Raw genomic sequence first — 24,716 nt, 5'->3', positions numbered from 1 at the left:
GTAGAAAGTTAAAAATCGCCTGCGGAACTTGCAGGTAAATAGCTATCTTTAGGACAAAATAAATGAAAAAAAGTCGACTATTAAAATGAATGGACAAATAACTATAACCGAACGTATCACAAAAGAGAAACTCACCTTCGAATGCGGGGTGACTCTCATCGATGTATACGAGGCTTTCAGACCGGATCTGAAGTCTCTCCCCATGAATGCAAAGGTGAACAACATCACCCGACCTCTCAACCGCAGACTTTATCGCAACTGTACCGTTGAGTTCATAGACTATACTACGGACTCGGGCTTCCGCACCTATGTGCGTACCCTCGCTCTGATCTTGGGGAAGGCAGCACAAGAACTTGCGCTCAACGGCCGTGGCAATGTCGTATTCGAGCACGCAGTCTCCAATGGCTACTACTGTGTCTGGGGCAAAGGTCTTCCCACTCCCACACACGACGAGGTAAAGCAACTGAAGGAGAAGATGCAGGCAATCATCGAGAACGATCATACCATCCATACCCTACGCATCCCCACCGAAGAGGCAGTCGAGTATCTCAAGACACTCGGAAGGGACTCTTCCGCAGCACTCTTGGCACAAAAAGGGAGATGTTATGTAGACTCATATGAGGTCGATGGCTACCAAGACTTCATCTATGGGTCTGTCTTGCCCCGCACAGGTATGATATGGACCTTTGATCTTGTCCCATACGAAGAAGGGCTGCTTCTGCTTCCTCCGGATCCCGAAGACATCTCTCGACCTCAAAAAGTCATCTCCCAGCCGAAAGCCTTCAAGGCCTTCCATGGACACCTCAGCTTACTCAAATCTTTGGGTGTCGAAGATATCGCACCCCTCAACCAACGCATCCGTGACGGCAAATATGCAGAACTCATCACCATTGCCGAAGCCATGCAGGAGAAGCAGATCGCAGACATCGCCGAAGAGATCACTCGCCGTCACGCTGATGGAGTACGTATCGTGCTTGTTGCAGGCCCCTCATCTTCAGGCAAGACGACCTTCTCCAAACGCTTGCACACCCATCTTCAGATCAATCTCATCAAACCCTACGCACTCTCTCTCGATGACTTTTTCCTTGACAGAGAGTCCACACCGAGGGACGAAAAGGGAGATTACGACTTCGAGAGTCTCTATGCTCTCGATCTACCCTACCTGCGTGAGACGATGACACGCATCCTATCCGGCCAACGAGTACAAATCCCCACCTTTGACTTCATCTCAGGCTCCCGCATCTTCAGAGGCGAGGAGATCGAGCTCAAAGAAGAAGAGATCCTCATCATCGAAGGCATCCATGGACTCAATCCCGATCTGCTTCAAGGAGTCCCCGACTCTTCTATTTTCAGGGTCTATGTCTCCGCACTCACCACTCTGTCCATGGACGAACACAACTGGATATCTACCTCCGACAATCGTCTACTGAGACGTATGGTACGCGACTCCAAATTCAGAGGAGCACCCGCAACCAAGAGCCTCAAGATGTGGGCAGATGTCCGTCGAGGCGAGCGCAAATGGATATTCCCCTACCAGGAAAACGCCGACATGATGTTCAATAGTGCCATGCTCTATGAGATTGCGGCACTCAAAGTTCAGGCCGAACCGCTCCTTCTACAAGTCAAGGAGTCCGATCCCTGCTATAGCGAAGCACACAGACTTCTCAAGTTTTTACAGTTCTTCGAACCCATCACGTACAACCACATGCCTCCGACCTCACTTCTCAGAGAGTTTTTGGGAGGTAGCAGTTTTACGTACTGATTCACCAGACAAGAAGTTTTACCCTAATTCCGAAACCTTATGAAGCCAAAATCTCACCTATGCCCTTCCCGAGTATTCGGGTCTTGGTTCCTCACAGCAGCGGTACTTGTCCCACTTTATATGTCGTTCGGAAGTTGCACAGCCGGAGCGTATAAGTATCGGCCCCATCAGGGGATGACATCTACCCGGCAACAACCCGAAGAGTTCAATCTCAATGGGATAGATGGTCCCTACCTCGTTGGGGCAACCATCTATAGAGTGGATGCTTCAAACAATGTACAGGCTATCCCCTATAAAGTCGGCGATCCGATCTTGGTCGAAGTCCGCAACGAGGATTCCGATCGATTTTATGTTCCCAAGAAAGACAAGATCACCCTCAACCCCGAGATCTATCCCATGCCCAAGAGGCTCATTGCCATCTCCGACATCGAAGGTAATTTCGATGCTTTCGCAGGCTTTCTGATGGCACATCGGGTCATAGACGAAAAGTTCGATTGGATCTTCGGCGACGGGCACCTTGTGTTGGTCGGAGACTTTGTCGATAGAGGGAGCAACGTCGTCCCCGTCCTTTGGCTTATCTACAAGCTCGAAGATGAAGCCCGAAAGCACGGAGGGCATGTGCACTACATCTTAGGCAACCACGAACTCCTCAACTTCCAAGGCAAAACCAAGTACAACGACGAGAGATACATCAAGATTGCCACTATCATCACCGGAAAGGAAGACCCCAAAGAGGCTGTCCGATTCATGTACTCCAAGGAGACCGAGCTCGGCAGGTGGCTACACTCCAAAAATGGGATCGAGAAGATCGGAGACTATCTCTTTGTACATGCAGGGCTGAGTCCCAAACTCCCGGACCTTCGTCTCTCCATCCCACAGATCAACGAGATTTCGAGACAACACTGGGACAAAGATCTGTATAACCACCCCCAAAGTAACAAGGCTGCCAACTTCCTCATTGGCGAAGAAGGCATTTTCTGGTTCAGAGGCTTGGCGAAAGATCACAAGGGACACAAGAAGATATCAGAGGATGAGCTTGAGGACATCCTTGACTACTACCGTGCAGAGACAGTGATCTTCGGACATACTGTTGTCGATCAGGTGACGAAGGACTTCGACGGCAAAGCCATCAATATAGATGTGAAGCATGGCAAGTCCAAACACTCAGAGAAGACCCAGGGGCTCCTTATCGAAGATGGGATCGAATACAGACTCGACGGCACAGGTCGAAGGGTGAGGTTCTGACGGACAAGACCAAGTATCACCCAGACTCATGCCGACCGTGAATCAAGCTATCGCCCAAGCACATCGATAGACAGAGACAATGGTCAGCACGCTCAAAAAGATAAGGGCAAGTGTGAAGGTTCGAGACCTGACACTTGCCCTCTTCTCATTTAGGCACGAAGGGGAGGGCTATTCTCCCTTTTGTTTCCCCTTGACACGATGCGTGTAGTCGATACCGAAGACTGCCCCCACAAAGGTCAGTATCTCACCGAATGCCACCAGCACCGAAGAGTCGATCTCACCCCGAGGAGGCATCACGAGCGCAACGATGAGAAGCATCAGCCCCACGACCGACATGATGACAGCCATGACCAGCTGGACATTCATCTGACGAAAAGTTTCCATGATTTTCATTATTGTTTGATTGATGTTTGTTTTGTTTGATCAGTGATCTAAAGTGTCGCAAACTCCGCCCTCACATCGAAGCACGGACAAGCCTTATACGGATTGAGCTCTCTGTGTCCCACGACCCTGACCTTGCCATGCAGGTAATGCAGACGATCGACCAGCCGCTTCAGACTCTCACGCTGCGCACGAGTCCGAGTATCCTTGGGACGACCCATGGGATCCAGTCCACCCTCATAGCAGATCCCCAGACTCCGATAGTTATACCCTCGGGCATGAGCCCCGGCGACATCCATGCTCCTGGTGAGATAGATACGCCCCTCCATGGTGATGTAGAAGTGATAACCTATACCGTGAAATCCCCTCGCTCTGTGATCCCTGTCGAGCTGAGAGAGGACATAACGCCTGTCCTCTCTCGTCGCACTACAGTGGATGACGATCATATCGATGACACGCTCCGATCGCTCAAGCTCCGATGGCAGGACTTCCCTCGCCTCTGTCTTCATAGGCACAGGAGAGATTAGTCGCTCAACCCATCCGAACCACCACCGGGGACCGTCGGCTTATCCGCTTTAGGCTTCTCTTTCACTATCTGATTGAACGATATAGCCTTCATAGCCTCCTTGATCTTCACGCTGGGGACAAAGACGAGATTCACCTTCTTGATATTGTTCACAGAGAAGTCCTTCTCGGCATCCGTAGACTTGCTGCGCAGTGTGGAGTAGAAGCTACCCAGACGCCCCAGCGCCACGCCATAGCCCAGAGAGACAAAGTGTGTCACCGCATCCGACATTGCTTCGAGTACCGCCGTGATATCTGCCACGTGGAGGGTACAACGCCCTGCGATGTCATCCGCCAGTTCGTACAGCCCCACACGACCGACCTGCTTGGATGATGCATAGAAGACAGTCTTAGGCTCTGCCGAGTTCTTTTGTCTTGCCTTGATCTCTTTTACCTTAAAATTGATTGCCATAATGTTTTAGTTGTGTTTTGAGGTTAATTGATAATTTGTTGATTGATGGAATAGAAGACGACATTCTTAATTGTGCGCACGATTCATTTGATTTTCTTTTACGATCATCCGTCTCACATTCACAATGCAAAGTTATCACCACCCCGAGGCACACCGGTCGATTATCGTCGATTACCGTCAGTTATCGTCGATTACGGTCGGTTATGGTCTTATGGTCGGTTATGGTCGAAATAACGTCGATTAAAGGCAAACTTTACTGCACCGAAAGATGACAAAACAACAAAAAAAGCAGTAGTTTTGTAGCAAAGCGACAAAGAACAGCCTCTTCCCGACTGCCCGACGAAGGACATGGAGGCTCCTTAATGATCTATTAAAACACTATGTACAGATGAAAAACAACAAGTACTTCTTCAAGTGGGACACCTTCTCTATCGTAATCACGAGTCTCATCATCCTTGTCCCCATAGTCATCGTAACCTCCGCCCCCATTGCCACGACATTCGAAAGGATCGGTACGGGAGTCGTTATTGCACTGCTCATTTTCCCGGCCTTCCTCTGCCCACTGAATGCCGAACTCGATGGAAACACACTGCACATCAGGATGCCCCTTCATGTCAAACACATCGATCTCAACGAGTACACCGTCACACGAAGCAAGCAAGAAGACCATCTATGCCATCTCCGTCTCTGCGCATCGGGTGGCTATTTCGGCTATTGGGGCTTGTGGAGGAGCTCTGATGGCACCAAGTACATCTCCTATATCACCTCTCACAAAGACAACATCACCATCTTGATCCCCAAAGACCCAAAGAAAAAACAAGTGTGGCTCAACCTCCCGGTCGGCTTCCTCCCTCAGCCCTCCACAAGCACACACACCAACGAAGCATAACCTACAATCTCACATATACACAAGGGCAGTGCCGAAGCCATAACACTTCGACACTGCCCTTGTGTATAAAGACATATATTTCCCCAACAGGGTGATTTTACGGTGTCTCCAGACGCTTAAGCGTATAAGTAAGATCAGCGATATTGACACCCCATTTGTTCTTGTTATATTCGCTATCCTTGAAGTCCAACACCCATGAAGCCTCCGAGAAAGGATTGGGATAAAGAGTGGAAGACTTCAGGTTGTCTCGTTTTTCTATCGTTGGATGGTACATCATCCCTTGAAGCTTGTGATCATCTATTGAGTAAACTCCTATCGAGTCAAGGCGATCGACTTCCCCTAACAGATGATCCTTAACCAAGGTATTCACCCAAAATTCCTTTGTCCTCCTTGGAGCTGGCACATCCTCATATTCCTCGACAACCCGCGAGCTACTGAGTAGCAATGTATCCTTCTCAAAAACGGTCTCTAAATACCGAGGTCTGTAGAAGAAGACCATATACTCATTCAAATTGTTATCTCTTTGATAGATAACCGTGTGTTTGTAGGATTGATGGAAAGGGTCACACGAAGTCAACCAAAGACACGACACAAGCGCAACTAAAGCACTGATCAGACATCGGATAATTGCTGAATTTTTCATTGATTTTCGATAACTTATTGTAGAACTCTTGACAGTTCGGGCTATCAACCCACCCAATTATACATATTATCTGAGAATAAATCAAATATTGGCAACTTCCTCTCCTAAAAAAGAACCATATATAGATACCAAAACCACTAAAGAGAGGGATAAAAGAAGATAAAGACTCCTTATGTCGGTTCTCCGAGAAATCGACGGAGGAGTTCGATCTGCCGAGGAGCAAATCCATATTTACGGTCACTCCGAACCAAATCAAAAAACTCGAATAATGTTGAATGTTTATTTTGACAGATGTTGAATGTTAATCAACTTCATAACATCATAAAAACCTCATTTAAAGCAAGTTTTACACGATCAGTGTAAAATGTGCATCTTTATCATATGTAAATTGTACATATTATACTCCATATAAAAAATGTAGTATATGGATGCCAACGAAATGACCAAAATTCTCTCGGTACAAGGGTTCCTACCCAATAATCTATAAAGGCAAATAAACGATCGATCCCCTCGAATAGAATGTATTGAATATCAAAAAGGGCTGTGCCACTCTTTTTAGATGGCATAGCCCTCTTGATACAATTTCCCTCACAAGGCATCTCATATCGGATCTCCGAGAAATCGGCGGAGGAGTTCGACCTGTCGAGGGGTAAAGGTACGTTTGCGGTCACTCCATCCCGACTCGACGAGGGACTGATACAGCTCTGGATACTCTTTGATATCTCTTCTCAGGTTGCGTGAAGCCACTTCGGGCAATACATCAACATAATAAAGTGTTGCAAGCTCTTTCACAGAGCACATTTGATTGACAGACATGATTTTCAACGTTTTACTCATAAACTTCCTTGTGTTTTCCTAACTAATCCACATTTCAAAAAACTGCAAATATAGTTATAAAATATAACACAGCAAGGGTTCACGATGAGTATCGAGATAATGCAATTCATCCAAACAAAGGGAGAGCCGATCTCTCAATCGAAAAGAGATTTCTGAACCTATCTCACCAATCTATCAGTATTTTTGTGATTGAAGTGCACCTACATGGATTAGCCCTGCCCTCCTTGATATCCTCCATGGTCGTGAAGGTAACGAAGGTGGAATAGAATGGGGGTACCGTAGTCGGACTTTGAGAGGGGCTTGGCACTGTATGTAAGGATGTCGCGAAGGGGAAGATTGGGATGTGCAGACTTGTACTCTGAACCCAGCCAAATCGAGGCATGACAAGAAGCAGAAGAGAGGACGGCCTTTGCACGAGGAGTCATAGGCTTTTGATCGATCACCTCCTTGACGAGTGCTTCGAATGCTCCCTTGAGCTCAGCAAAAGTGGCATCTGAAGCGAGCAGGAGGGAAGTCATCCGCCCAAAGTCTATGGAACTGACATAAAGAAGCTCGGCTGCACGAGCGTGGATATTCTTGTCCTTTGGATGCAAGATACCGCCTTGAGGCAGATCCATCACAATTGAAAAAAGGATGTGTGTCAGATCTATGCGCACCAAAGTCTTCTTAGTCGTACGGATGGCACTCATGTTCCATCCATAAAGACGAGCATCCTGCTCCAATTCACTGAGATCGCTCACCCTCTTTATAGAGAAACGGAAGCCCATCGTCTGCCCTTTGGTCTTACGCTTTGCCACCGAAGCCTCTACGTACTTCATCATCTCCCCCCTATTCGCAACGAATGTCGCAGGTTGATTCAGGAAAGTGGGAATGATCGCCGTGATAGCATCCGGTGTGATCGTAAGCAGATCTTGTCTCCCACTCTCAAATGCCCTTGTCTCCAGGACGGCACCCAAATAGACTGCCTCAGGCGATCTAACGATATACCCCTGAGCATGAGTGGTCATGGCAAAAAGCAGTGAAAATACGAGGAATATAAGTCTTTTCATCATTCTTTATTTTTTTGAAGGGACGAAGACAAACTTAGCATCTTGTTCAAGGTAGTCCAACATTGCGCCCTCTGAGAGCTCCCAGTCTGAGCCCGACAGACTGCCGTACTCCACCCCTCTATGTAAGATGAGTCTATGAGGATATCCATCCATAAGGTTGAAGTAAGAGAGACGGAGCTTAAAGGTAGCATCATCCCCCATCAGCCCTGCCCAAGCCCATCGGCGAGCAAAGTCGTGGTAGAGCCAAAGTTCCTTTCCCTGCCACCGGATCTTGAACTTCTCGACGACACCCTCAGGCTTCTCGATCGTAAGGGAGTCTTTGGCGAAAAGGATCATACTTGGTGCGGTGAGATCGATGAGTTCGCCAAAGAGGGTCGACATCTCGCTTTCCCTCATCTTTCGAGTACCGCCATCCGTCTCACGATGGATCGAACTGAAGGTCGACAGCCCGACCCTCTTCATAAGGTATTCGTCAGATCCCCTCGGTTCGCCCTTGGGCTTCTCTTCACCCTTTCGACAAGCACCGAGCAAGCCAAGTGCAAGGAAGAGGAGGAAATAAATGTTGTACTTCATTGTATATCTCATTTGTCTCATTGTTTGTTTGATCAAAAGAAAGGGTGTGGCAAGATCCATACATCTTGGCACACCCTCATCCTTTATTTGACTATTTGAAATGCTTCCAAAGTCCTTCCGTATCGGGATAAGGGGCTATGATGCGGACCTTCTCCTTGCTCACGGGGTGGACGAACTCGATGCTGTATGCGTGCAGGGAGATCGATCCATCGGCATTGGATCGTCTGGCACCGTACTTGAGGTCGCCCTTGATGATCGTTCCATTGGCACTGAGTTGGGCACGGATCTGATGATGTCTTCCGGTCTTGAGAGTGACTTCGAGCAGAGTGTACCGATCCGAATGCGCCAAGGTACGGTAAGAAAGTTCAGCGCGCTTGGCTCCGACGACTTGTGAGCCGACGGGGTAGGATTTGTTCTGCTTCTCGTTCTTCTTCAAGAAGTGGACCAGGTCAGCCTCGGGACGTGCCGGAGAGGCTTCGACGATGGCATGATAGATCTTGCGCACCTCATCCTTACGGAAGAGCTCATTCATCCGTGTGAGAGCCTTGCTCGTCTTGGCGAAGACGACAATCCCCGACACCGGTCGATCAAGACGATGAACAAGCCCTAAGAACACGTTCCCGGGCTTGTCATACTTCTCTTTGAGATAGACCTTGAGACTCTCCACGAGAGGACAGTCACCGGTCTTGTCGCCTTGGACGATCTCTCCGGCGGCCTTGTTGATGATCAGCAGGTGATTATCTTCGTAGAGGACGGTCATGGGTATCTTTGAGGCTTACGGTGATCACATCACCATACCACCACAGACGTTGATGACCTGACCGGTGATGTAGGCCGAACTATCCGCAGCGAGGAAAGTCACGGTAGAAGCCACATCTTCGGGACGGCCACCACGACGAAGAGGGATGGTCTTGACCCAGTCTTCGACGACCTTAGGATCAAGTACCGCAGTCATGTCTGTCTCGATGAACCCCGGAGCAATGGCATTGACACGGATACCGCGGCTGCCAAGCTCCTTAGCAAGAGACTTGGTGAGCCCGATGACACCGGCTTTGGATGCTGCGTAGTTTGCCTGCCCTGCGTTGCCCGTGACACCGACGACCGAAGAGATATTGATGATCGAGCCTTGGCGGGCACGCATCATCACCGGGGTGATCGCATGAGAGAGGTTGAAGACAGACTTGAGGTTGACATCGATGACATCGTCCCACTGCTCTTCCGTCATGCGCATCATGAGGGTATCCTTGGTGATACCTGCGTTGTTGACGAGGATATCCACCTTGCCAAACTCCTTCATCACTTCGTCCACGAAGTCGTGAGCAGCCTTGAAGTCGCCTGCATCCGTAGCATAAGCCTTGGCTTTGACCCCGAGGGCTTTGAGTTCGTTCTCTAATGACTCAGTATTCTCGTTGAGCGAGCGTCCTGTAAATGCGACATCAGCACCTTGGCGTGCCATTTCGAGCGCGATGGCTCTGCCAATGCCTCTGGATCCGCCTGTGACAATGGCTACTTTTCCTTGAAGAAGTTTCATATCGTTTGATTGTATTTCTTATTGATTGCTATTTCCTTTTGGCTATACCGTCGAAGATGAACTGCTTGATGACCTTATTGATGTCTACCGAGCCGAGGATCTTACGTGAGAGCTGTCCCTTGATGTAGGGGACTTCGAGGCCTTTGAGCGAGTTGTGCAGGAGGATCGCCATAAATCGTGTGTCTGCGACCTCAAACTCCGATGCAGCCACCCCCTCTCTGAGGATCTTCTGTATCGAGCGGGTCTCCTGTATGTCAAACCTCAAGCGTGCACGCTCCACGAGCGAAATGTCTTGGAAGAAGGCCGCATTGAGCGAACCGTTGCGCTTGACCACTTCGCTGATGAGTGCGAGACGGCGTTGACCATACATGAGGAGCTTCTTCGTCGCTCTTATGGGTGAATCTACTATGGTAGCGAGTTCGTCCGAAAGGGAGTCCAACTCCTGCTCGATGACGGCGGTGAATATCTCGTTCTTACTCTTAAAATACGTATACAGTGTACGCCTACCCCTGTGCGACTCCACGGCGATGTCGTTCATCGTCGTCTTGTCGAACCCTACACTCGCAAAGAGCTTGCGCGCGGCATTGAGGAAGGCGGAGCGAGTCTTACTGATAACTTCCATGTCTCAGGATAGGGGTTTGATGGTGATACATTTATGTGGGTCGTATTACTTTTCCCGGAAAAAGAGGTTGATCGGAGTACCGGAGAAGTCCCAGTTGGCACGGATCTGATTTTCGAGGAAACGCTTGTACTCTTCCTTGATCCACTGAGGGAGGTTGCAGAAGAACACAAAGGAGGGGACAGTCACCTTGGGCAACATCGTGATGTACTTGATCTTGATGTACTTGCCTTTCCAAGATGGAGGTGGTGTCTTCTCGATGATCGGCAACAAGAGCGCATTGATCTGGTTGGTCGAGATACGGGTCTTACGCTTTTCGTAGACCTCCTTCGCAATGTCGAGCACCTTCAGGATACGTTGCTTGTTAAGCGCAGAGATGAAGATGATGGGGAAGTCCGTAAACGGAGCAAGACGACTGCGGATGGCACTGATATAAGAGTCCTGAGCCTTCTGCGAGCGGTCCTCTATGAGGTCCCACTTATTGACGCAGACGATGAGCCCCTTCTTGTTTTTCTGTATGACAGAGAAGATGTTGAGGTCCTGCCCTTCGATACCCTTGGTGGCATCGAGCATGAGGACACAGACATCGCTGTTCTCTATCGCTCTGATCGAACGTATGACGGAGTAGTACTCCAAGTCCTCGTTCACCTTACCGCGCTTACGGATACCCGCAGTATCGACAAGGCTGAACTCGTGTCCGAACTTATTGTATTTCGTATATATCGAGTCACGTGTGGTGCCTGCAATGTCGGTGACGATGTGCCTGTCCTCGCCCAAGAAGGCATTGATGAGGGAAGACTTCCCTGCGTTGGGACGACCGACGACGGCGATGCGTGGGATCTCGGACTCCTCTTCGTCCGAAGCATCATCGGCAGGGAGCAGCTCGACCACCTTATCGAGGAGGTCACCCGTACCCGAACCATTGACGGCAGATATGGGCATGGGATCACCGAGACCGAGGCTGTAAAATTCAGCGGCATAAGCCTCCATGGTGAAGTTGTCAGCCTTATTCGCCAAGAGGAGCACGGGCTTGTTGCTACGACGGAGCAGACGTGCCACACCTTCGTCGGTCTCAAGGAGCCCTACCTGTGTATCCACCATGAAGAGGATAAGGTCCGCTTCCTCGATAGCTATCTCTACTTGTTTATTGATCTCATCTTCAAAGATATCGTCGGATCTCACGATCCATCCACCGGTATCTACCACGGAGAAGTTGACCCCATTCCACTCGGCCTTACCGTACTGTCTGTCTCGTGTCGTACCCGGCTCATCGGTGACGATGGCGGTACGCGTCTTGGTAAGGCGGTTGAAGAGGGTAGACTTACCGACATTGGGTTGTCCTACTATTGCTACTAACCTGCTCATATTTCTTATTATTCGTATATTCTATGTAAAGAGGGTCTTTCGACCCGATCCGCCCCGTCAATCCTGACGATAGCCGAACGAACGAAGGATGTTTTCCCTGTTGCGCCAGTCGCTCTCGACCTTGACAAAGACTTCGAGGAAGACCTTCTTCTCGAAGAAGCGTTCGATGTCGGCACGAGCCTTCGAAGCCATCTTCTTGAGTGCCGCCCCCTTGTGCCCTATGATGATTCCCTTCTGAGAGTCACGCTCCACATATATGACCGCATTGATACGTATGAGGTCATCGCTCTCCTTGAAGCTCTCCACGACCACTTCGCAAGAGTAAGGGATCTCCTTCTGGTAGTACAGCAGGATCTTCTCACGGATGATCTCCGTAACAAAAAACCTCGCCGGACGATCCGTAAATGCATCCTTCTCGAAGTAGGGAGGCGACTCCGGCAAGAGCTCACGGATACGATCCATGATGTACTGCACCCCCACACCATGTAGGGCAGAGAGGGGCACGACCTCTGCCTGTGGCAGTCTCTCCTGCCAGTCCTTGACCATCTGCTCCAGCCCGGCAGGATCGGAGAGATCGGCTTTGTTGATGAGGACGAATACGGGACACTCCACCTTACGCACCTCGGCGAGGAACTCTTCGTTCTTCTCCCCCGACTCCACCGTATCCGTGACATACAGCAAGATGTCGGCATCACCGAGTGCCGAGCGTGAAAATCCCAGCATCGAGTCCTGCAACTTATACTGAGGCTTCAGCACCCCCGGGGTATCCGAGTACACGATCTGCATCTCGGGCGTATTGACGATGCCCATGATACGGTGTCGTGTGGTCTGAGCCTTCGAAGTGATGATAGAGACCTTGTCGCCGACGAGCTTGTTCATCAGCGTGGACTTGCCCACGTTGGGATTGCCGACGATGTTGACGAACCCCGACTTGTGTCCTGCCTTCACACCTCCGAAGAGGGTGTTGTTGTCGCCATCACTTCTTTCCATCATAAGCCCATTTTACGTACACTGCACCCCAGATGTAACCTGCACCGAAAGCCGTGAGGATGAGGTTGTCCCCCTTACGGAGCTTGTCCTCCCACTCCCAGAGGCAGAGAGGGATGGATGCCGAACTCGTGTTGCCATACTTCTGGATGTTCACAGCCACCTTATCCATGGAGAGATTCATACGACGAGCCACGGCATCGATGATGCGGAGGTTCGCCTGATGAGGGAAGACCCAAGCGATGTTGTCGTGGTTGAGACCATTACGCTGAAGCACCTCAGCCGAAGTGTCGCCCATCATCGAGACCGCAGCCTTGAAGACATACTGTCCCTCCTGATAGACATAGTGGAGCTTCTGATCGACCGTTTCGTGTGTCGTGGGACAAGCCGAACCACCGGCCTTCATGATGAGGTGCTCCTTGCCCTCTCCATCATTACGGATGATGGAGTCTATGACACCACAGCCCTCGGTATTGGGCTCTACAAGCACACAGCCCGAGCCATCACCGAAGAGAGGTGTCGTGGCTCTGTCGGTATAGTCGACCGCAGCACTCATCTTCTCCGTACACACGACGAGGATCTTTTTGTAACGACCCGACATGATGTAGTTCGCCGCCATCTCAAGGGTGACGATAAACCCTGTACAAGCCGCCTGCACATCGAAGCAGTAGGCCGATGTGATACCGGTCTCGTGAGCAATGATCGAGGCTGTGGTGGGGAAGTGATAGTCTCCTGTATTGGTCGAGCAGATCACCATCTCTATAGACTTTGGATCGATTTCATTGCGGGCAAACATATCCTTGACCGCCTGGATACCCAGGTACGAAGCACCTTTGTCTTTGTCTCTAAGTATTCGACGCTCTTTGATCCCGACACGAGTGGTGATCCACTCATCCGAGGTATCGATTAGTTTTTCTATGTCAGCGTTGGTCAAGACTCCCTCGGGGACATATCCGCCCACTGCTGTTATAGCTGCATGAAAACGTTCCATAGCCATTATAATTATTATTAGTTATACGCCTTGATTTGATACGAGTCACCCCCTGCTGACCTCTGTCTGTGAGTCGGTTTGACTGCTCCACGCAAGGGCACTCTTAGTCACAAAGGTACGAAAAAAAACATACGAGAATAGGAAATTTGGCACAAAAACTGCACACATTTTTGGATTTGTGCAGTAGCTATAAACAAGAGAGCCTAAAAATCTTGATTTCTTTGACTTTGCTCAAAGAGCCTTTGCCTCGCCTCGGGACGAAAGGGGGTGACATCCGCCGTCTGCAAAGAACGAAGCCCATCTCGGGACAAATCTACCCTCAACGATCCTCTTGATCGAGTTTAACGACTTTCATCATCGATCTTAACGACCTTCGTCATCAAGTCTAACGACTTTTTTCGAGACACTCGAATCAACCCCATCTGATCCCCCAAAGAAGACAGAGAAAAAGAAAAGGCACACGAAAAAAAATAACAAAAACAACTCGACGGATGGCTAAAGTACAAAGAAGTGTTTAACTTTGCGCAAGGGAACTAAAATACGTACACACTTAGTAATACCTAAAAAAACGACCATGGGGAGAGGAATAATGACATACAGACATTATTGTACCGAAAGGGAGGAGACTGCATCATCGGCCTCCAAACACCAACAAAAAAAAGATACAACCGTGAGATGGCAAAAGGTACTCTTACTGATCGCCATCCTCTTATCGACACTGTCACTCCGAGGACAGACTGCCTATCGCGTCAGTGATGTCCCTCCTATATCAAAGATTGAGGGAAGATACATCATCGATCCACAAGGTATCTTGTCGGCAGATGAGAGGGCCGAACTGACACAAAAGATCATCACGATACGCGACTCCACCGACATAGAGATCGCCGTCGTCCTCCTCCACGACTATGACCGGAACACGTACGAGTCCAACCGCCACTTCGGCAACGAGCTCTTCAACACCTGGAGACTCGGACACTCTCGCACAAACAAGGGGTTGCTCATCCTCTTCATCACTCGAGAAGACAAGAGGCAGTTTTCGCTGGAGATCGGAGATGGGCTCGGATACACTCTGACAGATGCTCAGAGCACTCTCGTACAGCGCAAGGTGATGCGTCCTCTACTGCGAGAAGACCATTATTACGAAGCCCTCATCGCAGGGATGGATGCCGTGGTCAAGATCGATCAGGGTGAAGATCTCAAGACTTCGGGCGGAAAGGCTTCGGAGGTCGTCGAGGAGCTGGATGGCTGGGGCTACTTCTTCCTCATAGGCCTACCGATGATTCTTGCCATTTTGTTTTTCCTCAAGTCGTTGTACAACGACAAGAGAGACATCGAAGACCTCGGCTGGATCAAAAAGCTCTACTACACGAGGATCGGAAAAGGGGTGTGGTTCAGCCTCCTTTGCCTGCCGGTCATTCCTGTATTCATCCTCTTCCTGATCGCACGACACTTCCTCACCCGACGCATGGCGAAGGACATCGTCTGCCCGAACTGTCAAGCGGTGAACAAAGTCACCAAAAGTGCCTTGGGGTGCAGCATGGACACGAAGCGGACCATCAAGGACGACGACACTTACACCGGCAGGATAGTCCACACGGCCTATGTCGAGTGCAAGGTCTGTGGTGCGGTATGGGACATCCAAGCCTACGAGGATCTCGTCGGGGTGGTACCGAAAGCGTATACTCAGGAGCATCGCAGGGCGTTCGAGTCGGGACAAGATTGGAAGTTGCCCGACTATTCGAGGTCGTCCGACTCTTGGGGCGGTGGTAGCGACTCGGGAGGGTACAGCAGTGGGGGGGGCTCTTCGTCAGACTATTGATACACAGATACGACATACATTATTTCATTCATACAACTATGGAACAGACAAAAAAAGGTAGTAAGAAGTGGCTCATCGGAGCTCTGATCATCATCGGTGCCATCGCCATATACTGCGTGAGCACATACAACAAAGCCGTCGGACTCGAAGAGGGCATCATGAACTCATGGGGAAATGTCGAAGCACAATGTCAGCGTCGTTTGGATCTGATCCCCAACCTCGTCACCACGGTCAAGGCTTATGCTCAGCACGAGCGTGAGACCTTCGAAGAAGTGGTCGAAGCGAGAGCCAAAGCGACACAGGTGACGATAGATCCATCCCGGCTGAATGCGGAGAACATCCGCGAGTTCGAGGCCGTGCAGTCACAACTCTCGGGAGCCTTGTCACGTCTACTTGCGGTGTCGGAGGCTTATCCCGAACTCAAAGCGAGCGAAAACTTCCTCGTCCTCCAGTCTCAGCTTGAGGGTACCGAAAACCGCATCGCCGTGGCACGACGGGAATTCAACAAACAGGTCAACGCCTACAACGGCTACGTAAGGACCTTCCCTGTCAACATGGTGGCAGGCTTCTTCGGATTTGAGAAGAAAGACTACTTCGCTGCCGAAGCCGGAGCGGAGAAAGCAGTGCAGGTGGAGATGTAAAATACGGACATAGGGGATGAGGAAGATTTTTTCATATACCGTCGGCTTGATGCTGATAGTCGTCGGGATCACAAGGGCTTCGGCACAGGAGACTTACACGGCGGAGAAGATTGTCTCGGAGCTGGATGGGAGCACGCTGATCCATCATATCTATGACCCCGAAGACTTGCTCGGAAAAGAAGCGCAAAAGCGCATCAAGGTAGTGTCTAATGCCATCTATTCGGAGCAGAAGGTCTGTCTCCACACGGTGGTCTTGCCGACCATACCGAGGGGAGCGGCCGAGACCCCGAAGGACTTCTTACGTGCCATCAGCACGAAGCTGAAGAGTTATGCCGACGAAGAGGGGCGGCGCAGAGTCGTCCTACTGTTCGTCACCGATGTGAGTGGGAAGTGGGCTTTTGCGATCGACGAACAGCCTCACATGCAGGCTCCACTCTCGGAGAAGACGGAGCAAAAGATAGTTTCGACCATCTCTGCGGACATGGAGACCCGGTCTTATGGATCAGCAGGAACAAAAGCTGTAGAGACGGTGGGGGCATTGTTCGGGATGAGGGACATCGAAGAGAATCTCTCCATGGAGATCACCCTTGCGATCCTCTGCCTCTTGGCGATTGCCATGGTGATCTACTACTCCATCCGAGAGTACAGACAGCTCAAAAGGGGAAGCATCGGCAGATACAGCATCAACAGGAAGCTGGACACCGCTGTCCTCGTCATCACGTTCGTCCTCTGTCTCCCCATATTGCCGGTACTTCCGCTTTACCTGTTGGCGATGAAGTTACTGCGTCGAAAGTACCCGATCAAATACCCTTGTCACAACTGTGGCAGTATGAAAGGATACGACTTCGTCGACATGAGACCTGGAGATATGCTACGGGAAGACTTGAAAAATGGATCTGCATTTTATTTCAGAGTGACGAAGTTCACCCTCTCCTGCAAACAGTGTGGACACCTCCTCATGGAGACCGAGGTCGAAAAGCTGAGTGGTGATCATGCAGTCACATTCACCCGAGAGATGAAGCCCCCTGTCTCTACCGAAGGGACTACGACAACGATGAAATGATAACAAAAACAAACCAAAGACTTATGATGGAATTTTTCAAAACGACCGCTGCCCTTGCGGTGCTGATACTTATCCTCGCTTCGTTCACTTCTTGCACAGACTCAAAGAAGAAGACAGATGAGTCAGGACAAGACACCACAAGCTCCACCAATGCGATACAGACCGACGACTATGCTCTCGGTGCAGGTGTGATGTCTGTAAGCGTGGACGGTGACATCATTGTACCGGATACCGAGGAGCAGTCCAAGGAGTTTACCCATGCTTTCCTCAATGATGCTTGGCGCAAAGTCACTTATGACGACAAGGAGAGAGGTGAAGTGGGAGCATACAGCGAAGACTTCTATGGCTTGGTCTATCACCTTTCGGACAGAGAGCGTTTGGACTTGAGCGACTCCTATCGATTTATGTTCCTCGCAGACTCTGCTTTCGTGGATCGATTCGAACCCAATACCTTCTCACGCCTCGCATTCGAGGAAGATGAGACTTATAGCCCTGCTTTTTCGGCAGTCTTGGAAGAGGCTAATGCAGAGATAGAAGAGCTTTACAACCGCCCGATCAAAGCACTCGACCTCTTTGCGCTTGCCGATAAGGGCGACCTTGTCGGCTTCTACGGCTCTTTCGAACCTGAGGGCAAGCAAGCTCTCGGCTTCATCGCCATCAAACTGGAGGAGGTCTTCTACATCTTCGAAGATCCCAAAGAAATTGGCGAATACGGCACTTGGAGAGTGGATGACGACAATATGTACCCTGCGCCCATCCTTCACGGCTACATGACGGACAAAGAAGGACACACTGTATTCTTGCTCTCTCGCCCGATATCAGAAGGTGTGCAGATGAATTATTATGTCCCCATGAATGGCAAACTCTCGCCCCTCAAGGCTCAGGGGTGGACAGTCCATCCGATGTAATACAGCCACGTATGAAAGTTATCTTTACGACCTTATCCACACTTGTGCTGGCACTCTCTGTCATCTCTTGCAGTGGCGGCAAAAAGAGTACCTCGAACGAAAACCAAACCTCCGACACGCCCCTCTCACAAACACATCCCTCCGAAGCTTGGCAGGACTTCCCTTTTACTCTATCCTTCGGGAAAGCAAGCGAAGACGGCAAACACATCGTCACCGAGGGGATGACCCTTGGAGATAAGCTCGATCGGATCTACGCTTTTGAAAACAAAAGTCTGAATATCCTCTCTCACTTCGATCGTCGGGTCATCGTTGTACGCACGCCGGTAGATACCCTTTCGGGCGATGCCTACAAGGTGCTCTATGCAGATGACGAGGATCTCGATGTCCTCTCCACTCAAGGAGGATTGGCGACGGAGTCAGCGTTTTTCGATCACTACCATGCGGAAGAGCTCAAAGATCTCGGCTTCGAAGATCCAACCTATCCCACGGATCACCTCACAAAGCGAGCAGAGGAGCTACGTCCCATCATCGAAGGACGATATGACTATAAGATCGAAAGCATCGATCCACTCTGCGCTACGGAGGATGGGAGTGTGGTCTTCTACCAAGCGACCCGAGAGGGGAGCGATGACGGTAATGTGCTCTCCCTACTCATCATGGACACAGAAGATGGGGTGATCAGTTATACCGAAGGGGTGACGAGAGATCTCTATGCCGGTAGGGATGATACGGACGAAGTGCTAAGAAGTTGCTTCCCTTACCCATCGGTGCATACCTACCTCAAAGGGAAAGATGGCTCACAGCTACTTATCCTCACAGACTCAAATGGCGGGCTGGGCATCTATCAGCTCTATAAGGTCGATGGGGAGACCCTCATCCCCTACACTGCCGAGCCTTGGCACAGAAGCAGATAATCTTGTCGTCGACCTTAGACAAAATGCAAAATTAAGAGCAAAGAAAGTACCTCATAAAGAAGAGGGTGCGTCAAAGATTTCACTTCGACACACCCTCTTCCGAGTTTTATCACTAAATCGAGAAAATACTCTGTATGCTTAGAGCCTGTTCCAGAAGGTATCGTCGGTGATCTTCTCGATAGAGACCTTGCGGTCACCTCTTCTGACAGCGTTGTCTTCGCGAGGCTCAGCTACAGAGATAGACTTGCCGACACCTCTGTACTTGAGCATTGCAGGGTTGACACCACGAGCGATGAGCTCGTCATAGACACGCTTAGCTCTTGCGACAGAGAGTTCGTTGTTGTATCTCTTGTTGCCCACAGCATCGGTATATCCGGTGATGAGCAAGCGTAGAGAGGTATCCTCCTTCATCATCTCTGCGACCTTGTCCAGGATGAAGTTATTTTCGGGAGCAAAAGTTGTTTTATTGAAGTCGAATGTGATCTGATCGAGGATGGCGTACTTGGTGACGACATCGACGACACGCACTTCCTTCTCAACAATACGATCGACAGGCTTCTCTACCTCTACATAAGAGATCTGTGGGCGTGGACGCTTGTCTTCGCCTCCGATGCGAAACATCACCCTCATCGTAGCCTGCGCAAAGCGTGGCTCATCCTTGCGGAACGACATGATGTAGTCACCTTGGAGACCGATACCCACTCTATTGTTGAGCCAAGTGTTGAAGCCGAGACCGAGAGACAACGGGAAATACCCCTTCTTTTCTTCTGTCACGCGTCCGCTACCCCACACATCATTGGACTCCCAATGTGCGGTACCTGTCTGATCATTGGTGAAGCGTCCCTTGGTGATCGAACTGAAGTCCTTGTACATATAGTTGATACCTGCACGTAGGTAAGGCTCCACATACTTCGAATTGAAGAGAGAACCGAGACGCAACTGAAGACCCGGCCCTGCCAGCCACAAGAAGTTGTATTTGCTCTCGCCCGAATTGCGAAGGATACCCATAGTCCCTTGTACATCGAGGTACAACCAGGGGTTCAACTCGCGAGCGATGTACAGATTGGCACCGGGAAGGACGTGCTTGACATCCATGTTGAAATGGTACAACTTAGGAGAGATCTCGGCGCCCGTGATAGAGACACGGTTCCAGTTGATCAACGATCCCCCGATACCTATCTCCCAAGCCTTCTTGGCAGGCTGATCCTCTTGTGCAACGACCGTAGTCGCGCACAAGCTGAAAGCCATCACAGAAAAACTGTATATAATATGTCTGATATTCATGATCGTAGTCTTACTTTTAGTCATTGCTTAGTTAGTCCAATCTACAGGTAGAGACTGCTTTGGAAGAGGGAAGTCCGGCTTGACTCCAAAGATATACTTCAGATGATAGTTACCAGAGTTTTCCTCAAGGATATAGTAGGGGAGAGCACGATAAGGTGCATATATAGCCCCGATGACATAATCGTTGGGAGTACCAAGCGTAGTCTTACCCTTCAAATCATCTTCGATGTACATCATGGTAGAGAGAACATACTTAGGATACACAGAGCGTGTGCTGAACTTCGCATGCCCCTTCTTCCAAGGAATGTCTGTATATGTTTGTGTAAGCTGTGCACCGGTCTTTCCGAATGTAAAGATCTTAGCCATGACCTTCTGTTGAAACTGAGCCTTGAGCTGCTGCCCGGTGATCTTCACAGGTCTCCATGGAGCTGTCTCGGAAGCCGGCATCTCGTACTTGATGTATGCTTCAGGAAGCTTATCCATATCAAGTTCGCCCCAAATTGTGGTGACGCCATGGACGATATCTATCTTGGTATCGTTCTTAAACTCTACCATAGGATATATCTCAGGTACGTGGATAGCCTGTGGAAGGATAGGATTCTGCCCATAGAAGAACTTTGTACCCTTCATTGAGAAGTACTTATCATTATTGTCCCATTCGTACTTTTTCACTTCATTGAACCTCTTGGTATATGTACCGAAGTCCGTGATGTCCGTAGGAGGATTGTTTCCGTTCTTCTCGGTGTCTGAAAGGACGACCGGACGAACGATCATGAAGGAATTCTTGGCTTCGTTGAAGTCTGCGTAAGACTTATTGATGCCCCATCTCTGAGACTCCGCACTGTCAGTGATATTTCCTTCGTTCACCGGGCTTGCAGGGTCGTTGACAAAAACCGCAGCAAACTCAGGCTTAGGGAACAGTTCGGGATAGGCTACCCACTGACCATCTACTTCTCTCTCATACTTATATGAGATGACAGTGAAGTGAGCAATCGGATAGGAACCGGCACCCATGGCAGCTGTAGGCTGACGTAGATACACGAAATTGGCTGTGATACGAGTGTTTATTCTATTAGGAACGATAGTATTTTTCGCTGAGGGTTCCATGACACCATTGATCGTAACCTCATCGGTGATACCTCGTCTCTGTCCTACAAGGAGTCTTTCGGGGAGTTGATCACGAGTCACTCGGAACTCTCCTTTCGAGTCTGTGGTGAATGTCTGTCCGGGGATACCAGGAAGACCCTTAACAGTAGATCCTGCAGGTGCCTTTGCTCCCTCTTTATCGAATACCGCAAAGACGACAGAACCATCCGAAGGATCTACATATTCGCCAAGAGTTGCATTATAATACTGTGGCAACACGTTGTACTTACCCTTGATGATAGTACCGGGAACGACACCATCTTCGCCTTGTTCGCCCTTCTGACCTCTCAAAAAGTCCATGAAGTCGTTGAAAGAAACTCTGTCACAATCCCATGGTTGGGTAGGATTGTGAGGATCCATGACCTGTGTAGGTTTACCACAGTTATTTTTTACCTCATCGACCCATAGCTCGTAAGCACTCTTACCATTTTCGCCATTGTTTCCGTCATTACCATCTTGGCCGTCTTGTCCCTTAGGACCCTGGTCACCCTTGGGGCCACGAGCAGGCTTACCGGTATCTCTGCCGTCGATCCACCAGTTGCCGTTCTCTCCGATGATGATGACAGGACTGTGACCGTCCTCACCTCTGGCAGGTACACCGAGGTCGGTATCTCCGATCCACCAGTTGCCATCCTTGATGTAAGGGGTCTTGCCGTCAGCTCCCGGACGTCCCATGAGGAACGCCCAAAAGTCTTGGACTGTGTTCTTCTTAGGATCCCACTTCTTTCCATCGTTGTGTGGGTCATCGACATCACCCGATGCGATGTATTCCTTCCATTGCTCGTATGCACTCACACCGTCTTGACCATCTTTACCGTCTTTTCCTTTGAGGAATCTGAAGAAGTCAGACTCAGAGACTTCGTCCTTGTTCCATTCGATGGTGCCGTTTGCAACCTTTTCTTTCCAAAGCTCATAAGTGCTTTGTCCTCTATCGCCCTTGTCTCCCTTTTCACCTTTGGGACCGATAGGAGCATAAATGTCTACTTGTGTACAAGAAAAAAACCATCCGACTATCAATAGTAGGATTGTGGCTTGAAGTACAAACTTTTTGTTCATCATACAATCAATCTAATCTTACATTTTCACAATAAACACACCTGAAACAGGTGCGCACTTTTCTAAAATTAAAACAAAGATAGTCGCACGGAACAAGAGTCACAAATCTTTTTACATTTATACTCAATAAGGTTCTCCTATGTCTATTCACTTCTCTTAGTTCTTTTTTTCGAATCCTCCTTATTTAACACCAATCAGCCCCAAAAGATCCACAAACGACTAAATAACAATCAGTTAAAACAACAAAACCTTCCATCAAAAAGTGATATTTAGATCGTTCAACGCCAAACACTGCACTTATAATCCTCTTTTTCAGATGCTTATTCAAGCATTACTAAAATTATATATTATAATCATTTAACTTTAAAGACAGCTGAAAACTATAAAACCGAACTCTTCAGGAGACTGTTACGCCCTTGATGTAAAAATATAAATCCCCCCCTAAGTGAGCTCTTGTTTCGAGGTGCTTGAAAGACTCTTTGCTCCTATTTCTACGCACATAAGTCCTCCCCCTTGACAGAAGAGCGACAAAAGTAAGAGATGATAAAGAAGGCTGTCTGAGCCTTTTGGGGAGAAGTCAGATCTCTTTGCGGAGTCTTGCGACGGGGATACCGAGACGATCACGGTACTTGGCGACGGTACGGCGAGCGACTATGAAACCTTCTTCCTTGAGGCGTTCGGTGAGCTGATCGTCGTTGATGGGATGGGTCTTGTCCTCGTTGGCGATGAGTTCGGCAATGAGTTCGCGCACTCGGTGTGTGGATACCTCTTCGCCGTCATCGGTGGTAGCGGACTCGGAGAAGAAGTACTTGAGCGGAAAGACACCGAAGTCTGTCTGCACATACTTTGTCGAAGTCACACGTGAGACCGTGGATATATCCGCCCCGATGAGGTCAGCGATGTCCTTGAGGATCATGGGACGCAGGAGGGCAAGATCTCCGGTGAGGAAGTATTCCCTCTGCTTGTCGACGATGGCGGTCATGGTGGAGAGGAGGGTCGTATTGCGCTGGTGTATCATGTCCACAAACCACCGAGCATCGTCGATCTTCTGCTTGACAAACTTGGCGGCCTCACGACTGCCTCTGTCGACCTTGCGGAGGTCTCCGGTGTAGTCCTTCATCCGATCGGTGAACTCTCGGCTGACTCGGACATCGGGGATGTCGGAGTGATTGAGAGAGACGACGAGAGTCCCCTCTTGCTCGGTGACGACGAAGTCGGGGATGATGATGCTGAGATTATCCTGAAGACGGCCGGTATAGTCGAGTCCCGGAGAGGGATTGAGTCGTGTGATGATCTTGATGGCCTGCCGTAGCTCTTCGTCGTCGACATCGAGGAGGGTGCGGAGCTTGTCGTAGGCCTTGGAGGCAAAGAGGTCGAAGTGATCGGCGATGATCTCTCGTGCAAGTCGAGTGGCAGGCGATGGGTCTTGCCGTCTGTCAAGCTGTGCCAATAGACATCCCTGCACACTGCGCGAAGCGACACCGGGAGGATCGAGGGTGCGTAGGACAGACTCGATGTGTGCCAGTTCGTCCTCGTTAATGTATATGGAATGATAGATCGCAAGATCATCCATAAGGCTCTCGGGATCACGACGGAGGATACCGTCATCGTCAAGACTGCCGATAATGAACTCAGCCACTCTGCGCTCGTCCTCAGAAAGGGAGGTGAGGAGGAGCTGTGCACGGAGATTCTCCTGTAAGGACTCTTCGTCCGCAAAGGGGATGTCAGAGGGAGAGACCCCGGACGAGCGTTCTATCTGCCTGAGCTTGTAGTCCGGGACGTCGTCGATGTCGGCATAGTCGCCAAGGATCATCTCCGCTTCGGTGAGGGCACTTCCGTCATCGAGACCATTGTCGGGGATTTCGGCATCTTGAAGATCTGTACCCTCTTCGAGAGCTGGATTGTCCTCGAGCTCTTCCTTGATACGCTGCTCCAGCTCCGTGACGGGGAGGGTGAGCATCTGCATGAGCTGCACCTGCCGTGTGGAGAGGCGTTGGGATAACTTTTGCTTGAGTGTACCTGTGTGCTCTGCCATGG

General features: G+C 49.8%; 24 protein-coding genes. 8 read left to right on the top strand and 16 right to left on the bottom strand.

Annotated features, from left to right (window positions below):
• Nucleotides 1-85: 85 nt before the first annotated feature.
• Both EL262_RS07550 and EL262_RS07545 read left to right on the top strand, forming a co-directional pair.
• Nucleotides 86-1,762: a nucleoside kinase gene (locus tag EL262_RS07550; protein WP_025838778.1), complete on the top strand. Its 1,677-nt coding sequence runs from the start codon at nucleotides 86-88 to the stop codon at nucleotides 1,760-1,762.
• Nucleotides 1,763-1,801: 39 nt separating this feature from the next.
• Nucleotides 1,802-3,007: a metallophosphoesterase gene (locus tag EL262_RS07545; RefSeq protein ID WP_051522775.1), complete on the top strand. Its 1,206-nt coding sequence runs from the start codon at nucleotides 1,802-1,804 to the stop codon at nucleotides 3,005-3,007.
• Between the two features lie 168 nt (nucleotides 3,008-3,175).
• Here EL262_RS07545 and EL262_RS07540 read toward each other — a convergent pair whose 3' ends face one another.
• From EL262_RS07540 to EL262_RS07530, 3 genes are read right to left on the bottom strand one after another with little or no spacing between them, the layout of a single operon-like run.
• A complete protein-coding gene (locus tag EL262_RS07540) occupies nucleotides 3,176-3,400 on the bottom strand; it encodes a hypothetical protein (RefSeq protein ID WP_025838783.1) in 225 nt (74 codons plus the stop codon).
• Between the two features lie 38 nt (nucleotides 3,401-3,438).
• Nucleotides 3,439-3,897 carry an N-acetylmuramoyl-L-alanine amidase gene (locus tag EL262_RS07535; RefSeq protein WP_025838785.1) on the bottom strand — a complete coding sequence of 153 codons (459 nt, stop codon included), beginning with the start codon at nucleotides 3,895-3,897 and terminating at the stop codon, nucleotides 3,439-3,441.
• Nucleotides 3,898-3,911: 14 nt separating this feature from the next.
• Entirely contained in the window at nucleotides 3,912-4,364 is a 453-nt protein-coding gene (locus EL262_RS07530; protein ID WP_025838787.1) for an HU family DNA-binding protein, read from the bottom strand.
• Nucleotides 4,365-4,752: 388 nt separating this feature from the next.
• Here EL262_RS07530 and EL262_RS07525 point away from each other — a divergent pair, with 388 nt between their 5' ends.
• A complete protein-coding gene (locus tag EL262_RS07525; protein WP_025838789.1) occupies nucleotides 4,753-5,253 on the top strand; it encodes a PH domain-containing protein in 501 nt (166 codons plus the stop codon).
• Nucleotides 5,254-5,350: 97 nt separating this feature from the next.
• On the opposite strand, the gene EL262_RS07520 is transcribed toward EL262_RS07525, so the two are convergent.
• The 10 genes from EL262_RS07520 to EL262_RS07475 all read right to left on the bottom strand — a co-directional run bounded on the left by EL262_RS07520 (nucleotide 5,351) and on the right by EL262_RS07475 (nucleotide 13,848).
• Nucleotides 5,351-5,764, bottom strand: a complete 414-nt coding sequence (locus tag EL262_RS07520; protein WP_126464399.1) for a hypothetical protein — start codon at nucleotides 5,762-5,764, stop codon at nucleotides 5,351-5,353.
• 732 nt (nucleotides 5,765-6,496) lie between these two features.
• Complete coding sequence (locus EL262_RS07515) at nucleotides 6,497-6,733, bottom strand: DUF4248 domain-containing protein (RefSeq protein ID WP_036847502.1); 237 nt, start codon at nucleotides 6,731-6,733, stop codon at nucleotides 6,497-6,499.
• A 209-nt stretch (nucleotides 6,734-6,942) separates the two neighbouring features.
• Nucleotides 6,943-7,782 carry a hypothetical protein gene (locus EL262_RS07510; protein ID WP_078735846.1) on the bottom strand — a complete coding sequence of 280 codons (840 nt, stop codon included), beginning with the start codon at nucleotides 7,780-7,782 and terminating at the stop codon, nucleotides 6,943-6,945.
• Nucleotides 7,783-7,788: 6 nt separating this feature from the next.
• Entirely contained in the window at nucleotides 7,789-8,355 is a 567-nt protein-coding gene (locus EL262_RS07505) for a hypothetical protein (protein ID WP_025838797.1), read from the bottom strand.
• Between the two features lie 91 nt (nucleotides 8,356-8,446).
• Entirely contained in the window at nucleotides 8,447-9,115 is a 669-nt protein-coding gene (locus EL262_RS07500) for an RluA family pseudouridine synthase (RefSeq protein WP_036847496.1), read from the bottom strand.
• A 24-nt stretch (nucleotides 9,116-9,139) separates the two neighbouring features.
• Nucleotides 9,140-9,886: a 3-oxoacyl-[acyl-carrier-protein] reductase gene (fabG, locus tag EL262_RS07495; protein ID WP_025838799.1), complete on the bottom strand. Its 747-nt coding sequence runs from the start codon at nucleotides 9,884-9,886 to the stop codon at nucleotides 9,140-9,142.
• 28 nt (nucleotides 9,887-9,914) lie between these two features.
• Nucleotides 9,915-10,508, bottom strand: coding sequence for a TetR/AcrR family transcriptional regulator (locus EL262_RS07490; RefSeq protein WP_025838801.1), 594 nt, complete (start codon nucleotides 10,506-10,508; stop codon nucleotides 9,915-9,917).
• A 45-nt stretch (nucleotides 10,509-10,553) separates the two neighbouring features.
• A complete protein-coding gene (der, locus tag EL262_RS07485) occupies nucleotides 10,554-11,870 on the bottom strand; it encodes a ribosome biogenesis GTPase Der (protein ID WP_025838803.1) in 1,317 nt (438 codons plus the stop codon).
• A 57-nt stretch (nucleotides 11,871-11,927) separates the two neighbouring features.
• The gene (gene era / locus EL262_RS07480) at nucleotides 11,928-12,860 is read right to left on the bottom strand and encodes a GTPase Era (RefSeq protein WP_052095570.1); all 933 of its coding nucleotides are present in this window, start codon (nucleotides 12,858-12,860) and stop codon (nucleotides 11,928-11,930) included.
• Nucleotides 12,847-13,848 (bottom strand): beta-ketoacyl-ACP synthase III, encoded by a 1,002-nt coding sequence (locus tag EL262_RS07475; protein WP_025838805.1) that lies wholly within the window; start codon nucleotides 13,846-13,848, stop codon nucleotides 12,847-12,849. The genes era and EL262_RS07475 overlap by 14 nt, the downstream gene beginning before the upstream one ends.
• A gap of 670 nt (nucleotides 13,849-14,518) precedes the next feature.
• Here EL262_RS07475 and EL262_RS07470 point away from each other — a divergent pair.
• From EL262_RS07470 to EL262_RS07450, 5 genes are read left to right on the top strand one after another with little or no spacing between them, the layout of a single operon-like run.
• On the top strand, nucleotides 14,519-15,667 hold the full coding sequence (locus EL262_RS07470) for a TPM domain-containing protein (protein WP_223191290.1): 1,149 nt from the start codon (nucleotides 14,519-14,521) through the stop codon (nucleotides 15,665-15,667).
• 38 nt (nucleotides 15,668-15,705) lie between these two features.
• Nucleotides 15,706-16,308 carry a LemA family protein gene (locus tag EL262_RS07465; protein ID WP_078735844.1) on the top strand — a complete coding sequence of 201 codons (603 nt, stop codon included), beginning with the start codon at nucleotides 15,706-15,708 and terminating at the stop codon, nucleotides 16,306-16,308.
• Nucleotides 16,309-16,324: 16 nt separating this feature from the next.
• The gene (locus tag EL262_RS07460) at nucleotides 16,325-17,371 is read left to right on the top strand and encodes a hypothetical protein (RefSeq protein ID WP_078735843.1); all 1,047 of its coding nucleotides are present in this window, start codon (nucleotides 16,325-16,327) and stop codon (nucleotides 17,369-17,371) included.
• A gap of 23 nt (nucleotides 17,372-17,394) precedes the next feature.
• Nucleotides 17,395-18,279: a hypothetical protein gene (locus EL262_RS07455; RefSeq protein ID WP_025838810.1), complete on the top strand. Its 885-nt coding sequence runs from the start codon at nucleotides 17,395-17,397 to the stop codon at nucleotides 18,277-18,279.
• A gap of 11 nt (nucleotides 18,280-18,290) precedes the next feature.
• On the top strand, nucleotides 18,291-19,193 hold the full coding sequence (locus EL262_RS07450) for a hypothetical protein (RefSeq protein WP_126464398.1): 903 nt from the start codon (nucleotides 18,291-18,293) through the stop codon (nucleotides 19,191-19,193).
• A gap of 138 nt (nucleotides 19,194-19,331) precedes the next feature.
• On the opposite strand, the gene EL262_RS07445 is transcribed toward EL262_RS07450, so the two are convergent.
• From EL262_RS07445 to rpoN, 3 genes are all read right to left on the bottom strand, one after another.
• Entirely contained in the window at nucleotides 19,332-20,477 is a 1,146-nt protein-coding gene (locus tag EL262_RS07445; RefSeq protein ID WP_025838814.1) for an OmpA family protein, read from the bottom strand.
• 27 nt (nucleotides 20,478-20,504) lie between these two features.
• Nucleotides 20,505-22,679 carry a collagen-like domain-containing protein gene (locus tag EL262_RS07440; RefSeq protein ID WP_164715439.1) on the bottom strand — a complete coding sequence of 725 codons (2,175 nt, stop codon included), beginning with the start codon at nucleotides 22,677-22,679 and terminating at the stop codon, nucleotides 20,505-20,507.
• A 577-nt stretch (nucleotides 22,680-23,256) separates the two neighbouring features.
• Complete coding sequence (gene rpoN, locus EL262_RS07435; RefSeq protein ID WP_025838816.1) at nucleotides 23,257-24,714, bottom strand: RNA polymerase factor sigma-54; 1,458 nt, start codon at nucleotides 24,712-24,714, stop codon at nucleotides 23,257-23,259.
• Nucleotides 24,715-24,716: the final 2 nt, after the last annotated feature.

The sequence above is a fragment of the Porphyromonas cangingivalis genome (assembly GCF_900638305.1).
GTDB lineage: Bacteria > Bacteroidota > Bacteroidia > Bacteroidales > Porphyromonadaceae > Porphyromonas_A > Porphyromonas_A cangingivalis.
The sequence above is the reverse complement of the archived record's forward strand: the minus strand, read 5'-3'. Positions and strand labels throughout refer to the sequence as shown.